Source organism: Amycolatopsis camponoti, assembly GCF_902497555.1.
Taxonomy (GTDB): domain Bacteria; phylum Actinomycetota; class Actinomycetes; order Mycobacteriales; family Pseudonocardiaceae; genus Amycolatopsis; species Amycolatopsis camponoti.
Window position 1 is genome coordinate 2,710,686 of sequence record NZ_CABVGP010000001.1, and the last position, 13,093, is coordinate 2,723,778.

Genomic DNA, 13,093 nt, shown 5'->3' on the forward strand with positions numbered 1-13,093 from the left:
GCCGCACCTCGTTCCGTCCGGACCGTTCGATGCACTCTCGATCCAACCGGCGAAGAATCGCCGCCTGACCGGCGCCGATGACCCCGGTCGGCCCTCACTTCGTGATTCAATACGCGTCCACGGAGGAGGCCGGATGAGCAACACCGCCGGGACGCGGTCCTTCAGCTCGAGCGAGGTCGCGCGGACGCTCGGGGTGTCGCAGGTGACGCTGCGGACCTGGGAGCAGCGGTACGGGATCGGCGCCGCGGAGCGGGAAGCGAACGGCCGGCGGCGGTACACGCCCGAGGACGTCGAGCGGCTGCGCCGGATGCGGGCCCTGCAGGCCCAGGGAACCAGCGCGGGCGACGCCGCCCGGCTGGTGCTGGAGCGGTCGGCCGCCGGAGCGACCGCCGGGCAGCGACGGCAACGGCTCGCCGAGACGGCGGAGCAGCTCGACCTGGCCACCATGGGCAGCCTGGTCGAAGACGCGCTCGCCACCCTGGGCGTCGCGAAGACGTGGACCGACGTCATCGCGCCGGTGCTGCGCGCCATCGGGGAACGCTGGGCGCAGCGCGGCGACCGCAACGCCATGGCCGCGGAGTGGGCGCTGGCGACGGCGGCGTCTGGGGCCCTGGACCGGTACCGGCCGCCCGCACCGTCTCGGGCGGGCTCGGGGCCCGTCGTCTTCGTGTGCGGTCCGGCCGAGCGCCACGAGCTGCCGGTCAAGATGCTCAGCGCCGCGCTCAACGACGACGGGGCACCGGCGATCTTCCTGAACGGCCTGGTGTCGCTCGACGTCCTGCGCGTGGTCGCCACCCGGTTCGTGCCGAGCGCCGTGGTCGTGTGGTCGATGACGTCGCAGTCCGCGGACGTGCGGATCCTGCGCACGTTGCACGGCGACGGCGTGCCGGTGCGTCCGGCCGGCCCCGGCTGGCGGGGGCTGCCGACCGTGGGCGACCTCGTGCCGCCGTCATTCACCGCGGCCCTGGCCGGGTTCGGCGGCTGACCGCGGGAGCCCCGGTCGCCGGTACCGGTGGACGCGGTCGTGGCGGCGCGGCGGGACGTCGTTGGCGATGAGCACGGCGGCCCAGGGCAGCGGGACGGAGATCGCCAGGAACACCAGGGCCAGCCACCAGATGTGCGCGGTGAGCCCGGCGAGGACCAGGCACGGGATCCGGCAGGCCATCATCACGACGTACTTGCGCCGCCGCCGGGCGAGTTGTTCGTCGGCCGACGGCGCGGCCGTGGTGATGAGGACCGGCGGGCTCACGAGGTGCTCCTGGGGGTGGTGTGGACGGCGAGGACGGCCAGCGGACCGGCCGTGTTCTCCAGTACCTGGAGGAGAACCAGCCCCGGATGCCCGGGGAACCGCAGGGTCGCGGACCAGAGCGAGCCGGCGAGCAGGAAGCAGGCGAGCGCCGAGCCGACGGTGATCGCCGTGCCGCGCAGCCGCCGGTCGTGACTGTCCACAATGGTCAGGATCAGCGCGGCGTGGACGGTCAGCGCCAGTACGGCGGCCACGGCGGGCGACTCCAGGGGCAGCGACCGGAAACCGGTCGCCGTGGCGAACACGGACAAGAGCGCCGCTCCGGCCGCGCACCCGGCCGCGAGGCGGGTGGCGACGGCGTCGCGGGGCGCGAGGACGGTCATCGTCGCTCCCGGCTCAGCGCCCGGGTTTCCTCGGCCGGGTCCGGGGTCAGCAGCGATCCCGGGACGGCCTGGCCGGCGGAGCCCAGCTGGTTCATCTTCTTCGGCACCGGCGCGCCCTGGTAGTCGAGCGGGGTCGCGGCGAGCGGCTGGTGGATCTCGATGAACTCACCGTGCGGCAGCCGCTTGATGATGCCCGTCTCGACGCCGTGGTCCAGCACCTCGCGGTCGGCTCGTTGCAGGCCGAGGCAGACCCGGTAGGTGATGAAATACGCCAACGGCGGTGCGACGAGCAACCCGATCCGCCCGGCCCACGTCGTCGCGTTCAACGACAGGTCGAACTGGACGGCGAAGATGTCGTTGAAGCTCGACAACGTGAGCACGAGGAAGAACGCCATCGCCATCGCGCCGATGGAGGTGCGGACCGGTGCGTCGCGCGGACGCTGGAGCAGGTTGTGGTGCGCCGTGTCGCCCGAGAGTTTCCGTTCTATGAAGGGGTAACTCAGTAGCAAGGTCACGAGCACCCCGATGCCGATGGCGCCGGCGAAGAAGACGGGCGGCACGGTGTGGTCGCCGAGGTAGACCTCCCACGGCGGCCAGATCCGGAGCAGCCCGTCGGCCCACCCCATGTACCAGTCCGGCTGGGACCCGGCGGACACCTGGGAAGGGTTGTAGGGCCCGAAGTTCCACACCGGGTTGATCTGGAACAGCCCCGACATCAACGCCAGCACCCCGACGACCAGGGTGAAGAACGCCCCGCCCTTCAACGCGAAGTACGGCATGATCCGCACACCGACGACGTTGGTCTCCTTGCGCCGCACCCCCGGGAACTGGGTGTGCTTCTGGTACCACACCAGCGCCAGGTGCGCCCCGACCAGGGCGAGCATGATGCCCGGCAGCAGCAGGATGTGCAGCGTGTACAACCGCGGGATGATCTGATCGCCCGGGAACTCCCCACCGAAGAGCGCCCAGTGGATCCAGGTACCGATCACCGGCACCGACAACACGATCCCCGACAACGTCGCCCGGATACCGGTACCCGAGAGCAGGTCGTCCGGCAGCGAATACCCGAAGAAACCCTCGAAACACCCGAGGATCAGCAGCAGCCCGCCGATCACCCAGTTGGCCTCACGCGGGCGCCGGAACGCGCCGGTGAAGAAGATCCGCAGCATGTGCACGGCCATCGACGCCACGAAGATCAGCGCCGCCCAGTGGTGCAGCTGCCGCATGAACAACCCACCGCGAACGTCGAACGAGAGGTCCAGGGTGGTGCGGAAGGCCTGCGACATCTCCAGGCCCTGCATGTTCTTGAAGCTGCCGTGGTAGACGACCTCCTGCATCGAGGGGTCGAAGAACAGCGTCAGGTACACCCCGGTCAGCAACAGGATGATGAAGCTGTAGAGCGCGATCTCGCCCAGCAGGAACGACCAGTGGGTCGGGAACACCTTGTTCAGCTGGTGCCGCAGGCCCTTGGCCGCGTGGTACCGCTGGTCGGCGTTGTCCGCGGCGTCGGCCAATGCCTTTTCGACCGGGCTCGACCCCTTGGTCGGCGTGGTGAGCGAACTCATCGGCACCCCTCCTCCCGGCTCGTGCCTCGGCTTCGATCGTCACACCGGTGCGCCGCGAATGCACGTGGATGCATCGAAGATGCATCGCAAAGCATGGTCGAAATCGACGGAATTCAGCGGCAAAAGGTAAGGTCGAGGCGTCATCTGAGTCGGACCTGCATCGGAGGAGAACGTGACCGTGGAGTTCTCGGGCGTGGTCTCCGCCCCGCTCGACGAAGTGTTCGCCTGGCATGGCCTGCCCGGGGCGATGACCCGGCTCACCCCGCCGTGGCAGCCGGTCCGGGTCGGCGCGGAGAGCGACTCCCTGCGTGACGGGACGGCCGAGCTGGTGCTGCCCGGCGGGCTGAAGTGGGCCGCGGCGCACGAGTCCGCCGGCTACCGGCCGCCGCACCAGTTCGTCGACCGGCTCGCCACGCCGGGCCTCTCGGCCGTCCTGCACTGGCGGCACACCCACCGGTTCGAAGCCGACGGCCCCGGCCGCACCGTGCTCACCGACCGCGTGGAGACGCCGGTGCCGGCGGCGGTGCTGCGCTCGATGTTCGCCTACCGGCACCGCCAGCTGGCCGCCGACCTGGCCGCGCAGCGGCGGTACTGGCACGAGCCGCTGACCGTCGCGGTGACGGGCGCCGGCGGTCTGGTGGGCACCGCGCTGACGGCGTTGCTCACCACCGGCGGGCACCGGGTCGTCCGCCTGGTGCGCCGGACCGCGCGCACCCCGGACGAGCGGACGTGGCGGCCGGAGGACCCCGCCGCGGACCTGCTCGCCGGGGTCGACGCGGTGGTGCACCTGGCCGGGGCTTCGGTGGCCGGACGGTTCGACGAGCGTCACCGGCGGGCCGTGCGGGACAGCCGGATCGGCCCGACCCGGAAGCTCGCCGAGCTCGCCGCCCGCACGCCGGACGGCCCGGGGGTGTTCGTCTCGGCGTCCGCGGTCGGCTTCTACGGGCCCGAGCGCGGCGACGAGGTGCTGACCGAGGACAGCGAGCGCGGAGACGGCTTCCTCGCCGACGTCGTCGAAGAGTGGGAGGCCGCCGCCGAACCGGCGTCCACGGCGGGGATCCGCGTGGTCCGGGTGCGGACGGGGCTGGTGCTCAGCCCGCGCGGGGGCGTGCTCCGGCTCCAGCGCCCGCTGTTCGCCGCGGGCCTGGGCGGGCCGCTGGGGACCGGCGGCCAGTGGATGCCGTGGATCGGCCTCGACGACCTGACCGACGTCTACCTGCGGGCGGTCACGGATCGGGCGCTCGACGGCGTGGTGAACGCCACCGGCCCCGAACCGGTGCGGAACGCCGAGTACACGCGCACCCTGGGGCAGGTGCTGCACCGCCCGGCGGTCCTGGCCGTGCCGTCGTTCGGCCCGCGGCTGCTGCTCGGCCGCGAAGGGGCGCGCGAACTGGCGTTCGCCGACCAGCGGGTCCGGCCGGGGCGGCTGCTCGACGCCGGGCACGAGTTCCGTCACCGCCGGCTCGGCGACGCGCTCGCCCACGTGCTGGGCGCCACGACCGGATCGGACGCACGACCGACCGTAGGAGAGCCGGTATGACCACCCTCCCTCGACCCGCTCCGCCGCTGGCCCTGGCGGGGTTCGTCGCCGCGGTGGCCGTCGTCGCCACCGTCGGCAGTCTTGCCGCGACGCGGTCCCGCGTCGTCTACTCCGGACTGGCGCAGCCGCCGTGGGCGCCGCCGTCGTGGCTCTTCGGTCCGGTGTGGACGGTGCTCTACCTGACGATCGCCTTGTCCGGCTGGCTGTTCTGGCGTACCGGGGCGAGGCGGCGGGAGTTCGGCTGGTACGCGGCCGGGCTCGTGCTCAACGCCGCTTGGACGCCGTTGTTCTTCGCCGCGGGCGCCTACACCGTCGCGCTGGTGGAGATCGTCGTGCTCGACGTCGTGATCGTGGCGACCGCGGTCGTCTTCCGGCGCCGCTCGACGGCGGCGGCCGCCCTCCAGCTGCCTTATCTTGCTTGGACGCTCTTCGCGACGGCGCTCAACGCGGCGATCGTCGTCCTGAACTGATCGGAGTTCTTCGTTGCTGCTCGACACCCTGCTCGACCGCACCGTGGTCGTCGGCTACTCCCGCTTCGGCTACGCGCTGCGGCGCCGCACCTGGCCGGCGGACGACCCCGCGCCGGACGCGCTGCGCGGCCGGGTGGCGCTGGTGACCGGGGCCGGCTCGGGCCTCGGCGAAGCGACGGCCGCCGGGCTGGCCCGCCTGGGCGCGGAAGTGGTGCTGGTGGTGCGCAACGTCGAACGCGGGGAGCGGGCGCTGAGCCGCGTCCGCGCGGCCGTCCCGGAGGCGAAGGTCCGGACGGCTCGGTGCGATGTCGCCGATTTCGCTTCGGTGCGCGAGTTCGCGGCGACGGAGCCGCGCGTGGACGTGCTCGTCCACAACGCCGGGGTGCTCCCGCCGCGGCGGGAGGAAAGCGTGGCCGGGCACGAGATCACGTTCGCCACGCACGTGCTCGGACCGCTGCTGCTGACCGAGCTGCTGCGTCCCGCGTTGCGGGCGTCGGCGGACGCCCGGGTGATCTGGGTGTCGTCCGGCGGGATGTACACCCAGAAGCTCGCGGCCGACGACCCGGAGTACCGCGGCGGCCGCTACCGAGGCGCGACCGCGTACGCGCGCACGAAGCGGATGCAGGTGGAGCTCACGCCGGCGCTCGCCGAACGCTGGCGTCCGGACGGCATCGCGGTGCACAGCACGCACCCCGGCTGGGCGGACACCCCGGGCCTGGCCGGCTCGCTCCCGTCGTTCCGGCGGCTGCTCGAGCCCGCGCTGCGCACCGCCGAGGAAGGCGCCGACACGGCGGTCTGGCTGGCGGCGACCCGGCTCGGACCGCCGGCCGGCCGGTTCTGGCACGACCGGCGGGACCGGCCCACGCACGTGCTGCCCGGCACGCGACCGGCGCCCGGTGACGTGGAACGGCTGCTGCGGTTCTGCCTGGATGCCATCGGACCCATCGGACGCTGAGCACTGTCGCCGGGTCAGTGGCCTGGGGCGCGCGGTGCCGGGGCGGAGCTGAACTGGTTCTGCCAGCTGGCCTGGGCCCCCGAGTCGCCGATGCGGTAGATGTCGTAGACCGCCGCACCCGCGGCCACGACAGCGAGGACCGAGAGCACCACTGTCACCGCTGTCGACGCCGGGGCGAGGAACGTGCGACGGGCGGCGGTGTCGGCCGCCTGGGTTCGCAGGCTTTCTCGGCGGCGCCACCACACGACGAGCGCCAGCACGGCCACCGGGATCGCCACCCACAGCGCGGTGTCGCCCAGCTCGGTGTGGGTCCGCACGAGCGGGGTGGAGGCGACGCGGCGTTCCAGCCACTCGCCCGCGTCGGTCGTGATCGGCACGAGGACCACCACGACGACGGACAGGATCGCGTTCGGCCCGGCGAGCTTGCCGCGTGCGGCGGGCCACAGCGCGCTGAGGACCAGCAGCAACGCGGACAGGGGGAGCAGGACGACGATGGCGTGCACGAGCAGCACGTGGGCGGGCAGGCCGTTGACGGTGGTCATGGTGTCCTTTGTGGAGGGTGTGCGGAAACGGGAATCGATGAGGTTCAAGGGGCCCGGGCGAGTGCGGCGACCCGGTAACCGGGCGCGCGGCCGGCGACCCAGACCTCGACGTCGTGCCCGCCGCGCGCGAAGGCGGCCGTGGCGAAGACGTCGGCCCACAGCAGCGTGGGCCCGGTGACCGTGACGGCCAGCAGCTCGTCTGGGTGGGTGCCGGTGTGCGGGTCGACGATGTGCGCGCCCCGGGCGGCCGAGCCGGACGTCGCGACTCCGCCGGTGCGCACGTCGAGGATCGTCAGGAACGCGCTCGGGTCGGCCGGGTCTTCGACCGCGACGTGCCACGGCGGGGTGGTCGTGACGCCGACCCGCGCCGTGATGTCGCCGCCGACGTTGAGGTAGTGGTCGAATCCGGGGAGCGTGCGGAGGCCGTCGGCCGCCCGCTGCGTCGCCCAGCCCTTGACCAGGCCGGACGGGTCGAAACCGCCCGGCAGCCACGCGTCGAAGTACCCGTCGGTGCGGTCGCGCGCCTCTTCGCACAGCTCGACGACTTCGGTGAGCCACGGGTGCCGGCGGTCGCGGGGCAGCGAACCGCGGCGGAGCGCGCTCACCTGGCTATCGGGCCGGTAGGTGCTGAACAGCTCGTCGGCGGCCCGCAGGTGCCCGAACACCGCCGCCACGGCCGGTTCGACCGCGGGGTCGGAGTCGACGCGCGGGCCGCGCAGGTGGAGGCTGGCCTGGGTGCCCATGACGGGGTGCGTCCAGGAACGGCGCTGCGTGGTGGTCACCCGTGGGCCTGGTCGATCGCCGACTGCAGGGACTGCTGGTAGCCCTCGGAGGTGTAGGTGGCGCCGCTGACGGTGTCGATCTGCGCGCTCTGGGCTTGCAGTGCTTCCTGGTTCAACGCCGGCACCGCCTCGGAGTTGATCCGGACGTCGCGGCCGCTTTCCTGGGGGTACTCGACGGCCTGGGCGTCGGTGATCTTGCCGCCCGCGACGGTGATCCGCACCTGGACCGGGCCGTAGCGGGTGTCGGCGGCGGCTCCGGTGAACGTCCCGTCGCCGCCCGAAGGCGCGGCGGAAGGGGCACCGGAGGCGGGCGGGCTCGCGGTGTGGGACGGCTGGGTGCGCCCGAGTTGACGCCCGGCAGCGACCGGCGTCTGGTCGGTGCTGGTGCGGTAGCTGAACAGCAGCACGACGACGGACACGGTCGCCGCGAAGGCGATGGCGATCCTGCGCATCGGAAGTCCTTTCCTACCAGGCGAACCGCTCGGCGTGGACGCGGTCGGCGGGGACGCCGGCGCGGCGTGCGCTGTCGAGGACGGCGGCGGTCCAGGCGTCGGGGCCGCAGACGTAGACGTCGTGGTCGGCGATGTCGGGCACGAGGTGGCGCAGCACCTGCTCGTCGGGCACGGGGGCGTACCCGGCGGGCAGCCAGGACGTGCGGTCGTGCGAGCGCCGGCCGAGCAGGTAGTGGACGCGCACCCCACGCCGGGCGGCGAGGTCCTCGATCTCTTGCCGGAACAGCAGGTCGGCCGGGTGGCCGGCGCGCTGGAACAACACCGCTTCGCCGGAACCGTAGGGAAGTTCGTCCAGGAGTGCGCGCAGGGGCGTGATGCCGATGCCGGAGGCGAACATCGCGAGCTTCCGTCCTTTTCGGACGGTCGCGGTCAGCCGGCCGTACGGGCCTTCGAACAGCGCGGGGGTGCCGGGCCGGAGGGTGGCGAGCCGGCGGCTGCCCGCGCCGAGGTCCTTCGCCGTGATCCGCAGCCGGTGTCCGTCCGGGGCGACGGAGAGGGAGAACGGCTTGCCGCGCGTCCAGCCCGGTCCGGAGGCGAACCGCCAGACGAAGAACTGGCCCGCCGCCACGGGAAGCCGGTCGAGGTCGCGGCCGCGCAGGTACACCGAGACGACACCACGGCCTTCGGGCATGACCTGCTCGACGACCAGGCGGTGCCGCGCGTTGAGCCACACCGGCCGTCCGACGCGGAAGACGAGCACGGTACCGGCGGCCGAGGCGTAGGCGGTCCACCAGAACGCGGTCGCGACCGGGGAGGCGGTGAAGTCGGCGCCGGTCCACAGCTGGTGCGGCAGCGCGAGCCCGGCACCGAGGTAGGCGTAGAGGTGCAGCAGGTGCCAGGACTCGTAGCGCAACCGCCGCCGGGCCGCGCGCACCGACGTCACCGCGACCATGATCAGGGCGGCCGTCCCGGCGGCCGCCAGGAGCATCCCCGGGTAGGTCGTCACCAGCGCCCAGGCTTCGGCCAGGACGCCGGAGCGGTCGGTCGCCGCGTAGCCGAGGGTGATGAGCACCAGGTGCGCGGCGAGCAGGGTGATCGAGGTGAAGCCGACGAGCCGGTGCCGCCGGGCCAGTTCGTCCTGGCCGTAGCTGCGCTCGACCCAGGGGATGCGCGCCATGAGCAGCACCTGCAGCAGCAGGAGGTCGGCCGACAGCAGCCCGGTCAGCCGTCCGGTGGAGGTGAAGAAGTCCGTGCCGATGTCCTGCAGGCCGCGGCCGGACACCCAGAGCGCGACTACGAACAGGACGCTCAGCCAGGCCGTCAGGCCAGCGGCGTCCCGCCACCACGCGCGGACCGCGGGCCGCGCCAGGCGGCGGGCGGTGAGGGTGGTGGACATCGGGCTCCTCGGGTGATCGCTTCCGCGGTCCACCCTTCCGGAGCCGGGTTAGCCGTCGACGTGACGAGGGTGAGAGTTCGGTAAGAGAAGATCCGCGCCGACGGTGAACCCGACCACGGCACCCCCGCCGGGGCGCGGTTCGGCGAACACGGTGCCGCCGTGGGCGAGGGCGATGTCGCGCACGATGGCCAGGCCGAGGCCGGAGCCGGGCAGGCCGCGGGCGCTGTCCGCGCGGTGGAAGCGGTCGAACACGCGGTCCGCGTCGTCGTCGCCGATGCCGGGGCCGCGGTCGAGCACTTGAACCCGGCCGTCGCGGACCTCGACCTCGATCGGGCCGTCGGGCGCGAACTTCACGGCGTTCTCCAACAGGTTGGCGACCGCGCGTTCCAGCGCCTTCGCCTGCCCGGTCAGCGCCGACGCGCCGGCCTCGACGGTGATGGCGCGCCCCGACCGGCGCCGGACGCGGTCGGCGGCGCGCTCGACGAGTTCGCCCAGCTCGACCGGCGTGGCCTCCTCGGCCTCGTAGCGGCGGGTGGCCAGCTCGACGAGCTCGTCGACGAGGTGGGTCAGCTCGCGGGTCTCGCCGTCGACGTCGTCGAGCAGGCGGGCGCGCGAGTCCGGGGTCAGCTCGGCGAACCGGCGCAGGACGCTGGCGTTGGTGCGCAGGCTGGTCAACGGCGTCCGCAGCTCGTGGGCGGCGTCCTGGACCAGGCGTTCCTGATCGGCGCGGGCGTCGGCGAGCCGACCGAGCATCCGGTCGAACGACGTGGCGAGCCGGCCGACCTCGTCGCGGCCGCCGGTGGGCACGGTGACGTCGTCGAGGCGGCCGTCGCTGACCTGCTCGGTCACGTCGGTCAGCCGGACGAGCCGCCGGGTGATCTGGCGGGCCAGCAGCCAGCCGGCGAGCGCCGCGGCGGCCAGGACCAGGGCGCTGACGCCCTTGATGCGCGCGGCCAGGCCATTCAGCACGTGCCGGGACTCGTCGACGTCGATGGCGAGCTGGACGGCGCCGCGGCCGGGCCCGAGGGCGACGGTGATCACGCGGTAGTCGTCGCGGCCGGCGGTGAGGTTCCAGTAGCGGTGGTCACCGAGCGAGCCGGTCGCGGCGAGTGCCCGGTCGGCGTCGGCGACGGGGAGGCGCACCGGCCGCCCGCCGAGCGGCCGGGTGGTGCCGTCCGCGGCGATCGCCTGGGCGACCATCGGCTGGGCCTCGTCGTGGTCGTCGTCATCGGGGCCGCGGGTGACCGGGCTCGGCGCGAGCACCTGCGTCGCGCCGGCCGCGACTTCCGCCGAGGTGGTGAGCAGCGACCGGTCCAGCTCCGCGTCGATCCGCTCCGAGGCGGCCTGGTAGCTCAGGACGCCGACGAGGATGGCCGCGGCCGCGCCGACGCCGGCGAAGCCGATCGCGAGCTTGCTGCGCAGGTTCATGCCGGCCGCACCGAGTAGCCGACGCCGCGCACGGTGTGGATCAGCTCGGTGGCGCCGGCCTGGTCGAGCTTGCGGCGCAGGTAGCCGATGTAGACGGCGAGGTTCTTGGAGTCGGAGCCGAACTCGTAGCCCCAGATGCGTTGGTAGATCGTGGTGCGGTCGAGGACGATCCCGGCGTTGCGCACCAGCAGTTCCAGCAGGTCGAATTCGGTTTTCGACAGGGTGATCTCGGTGCTCTGCCACCACGCCCGCCGGGCGGCCGGGTCGACGGCGAGCTCGCCGAGCCGCAGGGTGCGCCGTGCGTCCGGTTCGGGCGAGGTGCGGCGCAGCAGGGCGCGCAGCCGGGCGAGGAGCTCGTCGAGTTCGAACGGCTTGGGCAGGTAGTCGTCGGCCCCGGCGTCGAGGCCGGCCACGCGATCGGGCGTTTCGACGCGGGCGGTGAGCATGAGGATCGGGGTCCGGTCGCCTTCGGCGCGCAGGACCCGGCAGACGCCGAGGCCGTCGACGCCGGGCATCATCACGTCGAGGATCAGCACGTCGAAGGGGTCGCGCCGGGCGGTGGCGAGGGCGTCGACGCCGTCGGTCACCTCGGTGACGTGGTAGCCCTCGAGGTCGAGGGCGCGGACGAGCGACTCGCGGATGGCGCGGTCGTCGTCGGCGAGCAGGACGCGGTGTGGCATGGCCGCCATGATGCCCGCGCGCGGGCTCCACGTCCTGCCGGGTTTCGGCAGGACGCTCGACGCGAGCTTCGACGGGCTCAGGCGAGGTCTTGGGGGTGCAGCACGATGCGCCCGTGGGTCTTGCGGTCGGCCAGTGCCTGGTAGGCGTCGCGCACGGCGGTGAGCGGATACGTTGCGGCGATGGGGATGTGCAGGTCGCCGGAAGCGGCGAGGGTGGCCAGTTCCGCCAGCGCCGGGAGGCCGCCGGCGTCGTTGGTTCCGAGGGATTTGACGCCTTTCTCTTTCGCTGCGCGATAGTCGACGACGGTGTCGATGCGGTCTGCCGGAACGCCGAGGGTGAGTGCGAGGTCGAGGTAGCCGCCACCGGCCGTGTCGATGAAGGCGTCGACTCGATCGGTCGTGGCGAGGATCCGCTCCTGTTCGCCGTCGCCGTACCGGACCGGCTCGATGCCGTGGTGGCGGAGCAGGTCGGAATGCGCGTCGCTGGTCAGTCCGATCACCGTGGCTCCGGCGCGACGTGCGAGCTGGGCGGCGGTGAACCCGACGCCGCCCGATGCGCCCGAGATCACGATGGTCTCGCCGGGCCGGGGTGCGACCGCCCGGATGGCGCCGAGGCCCGCCATCGGTGTGGTGTAGAGCGAGCCGGCCACGTCCCAGGAGAGGGGTTGGGGCTTGCGCACCAGCTGGTCCGCGGGGATGGCGACGAACTGGGCGTGGGCGTCCCAGCTCTGCAGGCGGCCCAGCACCGCGTCACCGGCGGTGAAGCCGGGCACGTCGGCGCCGACCGTCACGACTTCACCGGCGAGATCGCGGCCCGGCGTGTAGGAACTGCCGTGCAGCGCCGGTAGCGCTCCCGGGTTGAGCGCAGCGGCTTCGACGCGCACGACCACCTCGCCCGGGCCGGCGACGGGTTCGGGGATGTCCGCGAGGTAGATCCCGTCGATGCCGGAAAATCGGTCGTAACGTACTGCTTTCATCGTGTCTCCCGGTTTGCCGGTGATTCGGGTCGGCCGGACGCTCAGGTGCGGCGCAGGAGCGGCAGGAGGATGTCGTCGACGAGGTGCGCGACGAAGGCCGCGTCGCACGGCTCGCCCACGACGACGACGCGATGCACGATCAGCGCCGGCGCGACTTCGGCGAAGAGTGTGGCCGCCCCGGGTGCCAGTGGCTCGGCCGTCGGGTGACCGAGGTTGTCGGTCATCGCGGTCTCGTCCCGACGCAGGATCCGCCGCATCGCCTGGGCGAGCCGCGGGTCGTTGCGCATGCCGGTGAACAGGGCTCCGAGCAGGCCGACGTCCTGTTCGGAGATGTTCCGCGCGAGCCAGGCGGTCAGGGCGTGCACGTCCGCCCGGAGGTTCTTTCCCCTGGGCGGTGGGGGTTTCGCGGGTCCGCGGCGCTCGACCGCCGCGGCGACCAGTGCCGCCTTGTCGGGGTAGCGGCGGTAGATCGTCGTTTTCGCGGCCCCGGAACGCCCGGCGACGGCTTCCATGGAGAGCTGCTCGTATCCCACCTCGGTCAGCAGTGCCAGGGTCGCGTCGAGAATGGCCAGGTCACGGCTTGAATCCCGCGGCCGTCCCTTCGTCGAGGGCCGAGGCACGCCGCTGGACCCAGGTGTACCCACGCTGCCCCTCACTTCCACTACGCTACCGTTTCG

Annotated in this window: 15 protein-coding genes; 4 read left to right on the forward strand and 11 right to left on the reverse strand. The window is 72.9% G+C overall.

All coding sequences use genetic code 11. The annotated features are described in order from the left end of the window. Positions 1 to 133 precede the first annotated feature (133 nt). Positions 134 to 985: a MerR family transcriptional regulator gene (locus AA23TX_RS12880; RefSeq protein ID WP_155542759.1), complete on the forward strand. Its 852-nt coding sequence runs from the start codon at positions 134 to 136 to the stop codon at positions 983 to 985. Here AA23TX_RS12880 and AA23TX_RS12885 read toward each other — a convergent pair. From AA23TX_RS12885 to qcrB, 3 genes are read right to left on the reverse strand one after another with little or no spacing between them, the layout of a single operon-like run. Continuing rightward, the gene (locus AA23TX_RS12885) at positions 950 to 1,249 is read right to left on the reverse strand and encodes a DUF3099 domain-containing protein (protein WP_155542760.1); all 300 of its coding nucleotides are present in this window, start codon (positions 1,247 to 1,249) and stop codon (positions 950 to 952) included. The genes AA23TX_RS12880 and AA23TX_RS12885 overlap by 36 nt on opposite strands. Further along, complete coding sequence (locus AA23TX_RS12890) at positions 1,246 to 1,629, reverse strand: hypothetical protein (protein ID WP_155542761.1); 384 nt, start codon at positions 1,627 to 1,629, stop codon at positions 1,246 to 1,248. Before AA23TX_RS12890 ends, AA23TX_RS12885 begins: the two co-directional genes overlap by 4 nt. Beyond that, on the reverse strand, positions 1,626 to 3,194 hold the full coding sequence (gene qcrB / locus AA23TX_RS12895; RefSeq protein ID WP_155542762.1) for a cytochrome bc1 complex cytochrome b subunit: 1,569 nt from the start codon (positions 3,192 to 3,194) through the stop codon (positions 1,626 to 1,628). The genes AA23TX_RS12890 and qcrB overlap by 4 nt, the downstream gene beginning before the upstream one ends. A 172-nt stretch (positions 3,195 to 3,366) precedes the next feature. On the opposite strand from qcrB, the gene AA23TX_RS12900 reads away from it, so the two are divergent. The 3 genes from AA23TX_RS12900 to AA23TX_RS12910 are packed head-to-tail and all read left to right on the forward strand — an operon-like array spanning position 3,367 to position 6,159. Then, positions 3,367 to 4,734 carry a TIGR01777 family oxidoreductase gene (locus tag AA23TX_RS12900; RefSeq protein ID WP_196425299.1) on the forward strand — a complete coding sequence of 456 codons (1,368 nt, stop codon included), beginning with the start codon at positions 3,367 to 3,369 and terminating at the stop codon, positions 4,732 to 4,734. Next, positions 4,731 to 5,204 (forward strand): TspO/MBR family protein, encoded by a 474-nt coding sequence (locus AA23TX_RS12905; protein WP_155542763.1) that lies wholly within the window; start codon positions 4,731 to 4,733, stop codon positions 5,202 to 5,204. Before AA23TX_RS12900 ends, AA23TX_RS12905 begins: the two co-directional genes overlap by 4 nt. A 13-nt stretch (positions 5,205 to 5,217) precedes the next feature. After that, complete coding sequence (locus AA23TX_RS12910) at positions 5,218 to 6,159, forward strand: SDR family NAD(P)-dependent oxidoreductase (protein WP_230862462.1); 942 nt, start codon at positions 5,218 to 5,220, stop codon at positions 6,157 to 6,159. Between the two features lie 14 nt (positions 6,160 to 6,173). Here AA23TX_RS12910 and AA23TX_RS12915 read toward each other — a convergent pair whose 3' ends face one another. The 8 genes from AA23TX_RS12915 to AA23TX_RS12950 all read right to left on the reverse strand — a co-directional run bounded on the left by AA23TX_RS12915 (position 6,174) and on the right by AA23TX_RS12950 (position 13,036). Then, positions 6,174 to 6,701: a DUF2231 domain-containing protein gene (locus AA23TX_RS12915; protein ID WP_155542764.1), complete on the reverse strand. Its 528-nt coding sequence runs from the start codon at positions 6,699 to 6,701 to the stop codon at positions 6,174 to 6,176. Between the two features lie 44 nt (positions 6,702 to 6,745). Further along, on the reverse strand, positions 6,746 to 7,483 hold the full coding sequence (locus AA23TX_RS12920; protein WP_230862463.1) for an FAD:protein FMN transferase: 738 nt from the start codon (positions 7,481 to 7,483) through the stop codon (positions 6,746 to 6,748). Then, positions 7,480 to 7,935 (reverse strand): FMN-binding protein, encoded by a 456-nt coding sequence (locus AA23TX_RS12925; protein ID WP_155542765.1) that lies wholly within the window; start codon positions 7,933 to 7,935, stop codon positions 7,480 to 7,482. Before AA23TX_RS12925 ends, AA23TX_RS12920 begins: the two co-directional genes overlap by 4 nt. A gap of 13 nt (positions 7,936 to 7,948) precedes the next feature. Continuing rightward, positions 7,949 to 9,331 carry a ferredoxin reductase family protein gene (locus tag AA23TX_RS12930; protein WP_155542766.1) on the reverse strand — a complete coding sequence of 461 codons (1,383 nt, stop codon included), beginning with the start codon at positions 9,329 to 9,331 and terminating at the stop codon, positions 7,949 to 7,951. 48 nt (positions 9,332 to 9,379) lie between these two features. Beyond that, positions 9,380 to 10,759 (reverse strand): HAMP domain-containing sensor histidine kinase, encoded by a 1,380-nt coding sequence (locus AA23TX_RS12935; protein ID WP_155542767.1) that lies wholly within the window; start codon positions 10,757 to 10,759, stop codon positions 9,380 to 9,382. Further along, positions 10,756 to 11,448: a response regulator transcription factor gene (locus tag AA23TX_RS12940; RefSeq protein WP_155542768.1), complete on the reverse strand. Its 693-nt coding sequence runs from the start codon at positions 11,446 to 11,448 to the stop codon at positions 10,756 to 10,758. Before AA23TX_RS12940 ends, AA23TX_RS12935 begins: the two co-directional genes overlap by 4 nt. Before the next feature lie 68 nt (positions 11,449 to 11,516). Then, the gene (locus tag AA23TX_RS12945) at positions 11,517 to 12,416 is read right to left on the reverse strand and encodes an NADP-dependent oxidoreductase (protein WP_155542769.1); all 900 of its coding nucleotides are present in this window, start codon (positions 12,414 to 12,416) and stop codon (positions 11,517 to 11,519) included. A 41-nt stretch (positions 12,417 to 12,457) separates the two neighbouring features. After that, entirely contained in the window at positions 12,458 to 13,036 is a 579-nt protein-coding gene (locus AA23TX_RS12950) for a TetR/AcrR family transcriptional regulator (RefSeq protein WP_230862464.1), read from the reverse strand. Between the last annotated feature and the right edge of the window lie 57 nt (positions 13,037 to 13,093).

Excerpts from the sequence above, each read along its gene's own strand:
- AA23TX_RS12880 (WP_155542759.1), top strand. The coding sequence starts at position 134 with ATGAGCAACACCGCCGGGACGCGGTCCTTCAGCTCGAGCGAGGTCGCG.
- AA23TX_RS12890 (WP_155542761.1), bottom strand. The coding sequence starts at position 1,629 with ATGACCGTCCTCGCGCCCCGCGACGCCGTCGCCACCCGCCTCGCGGCC.
- qcrB (WP_155542762.1), bottom strand. The coding sequence starts at position 3,194 with ATGAGTTCGCTCACCACGCCGACCAAGGGGTCGAGCCCGGTCGAAAAG.
- AA23TX_RS12905 (WP_155542763.1), top strand. The coding sequence starts at position 4,731 with ATGACCACCCTCCCTCGACCCGCTCCGCCGCTGGCCCTGGCGGGGTTC.
- AA23TX_RS12915 (WP_155542764.1), bottom strand. The coding sequence starts at position 6,701 with ATGACCACCGTCAACGGCCTGCCCGCCCACGTGCTGCTCGTGCACGCC.
- AA23TX_RS12925 (WP_155542765.1), bottom strand. The coding sequence starts at position 7,935 with ATGCGCAGGATCGCCATCGCCTTCGCGGCGACCGTGTCCGTCGTCGTG.
- AA23TX_RS12930 (WP_155542766.1), bottom strand. The coding sequence starts at position 9,331 with ATGTCCACCACCCTCACCGCCCGCCGCCTGGCGCGGCCCGCGGTCCGC.
- AA23TX_RS12935 (WP_155542767.1), bottom strand. The coding sequence starts at position 10,759 with ATGAACCTGCGCAGCAAGCTCGCGATCGGCTTCGCCGGCGTCGGCGCG.
- AA23TX_RS12940 (WP_155542768.1), bottom strand. The coding sequence starts at position 11,448 with ATGGCGGCCATGCCACACCGCGTCCTGCTCGCCGACGACGACCGCGCC.
- AA23TX_RS12945 (WP_155542769.1), bottom strand. The coding sequence starts at position 12,416 with ATGAAAGCAGTACGTTACGACCGATTTTCCGGCATCGACGGGATCTAC.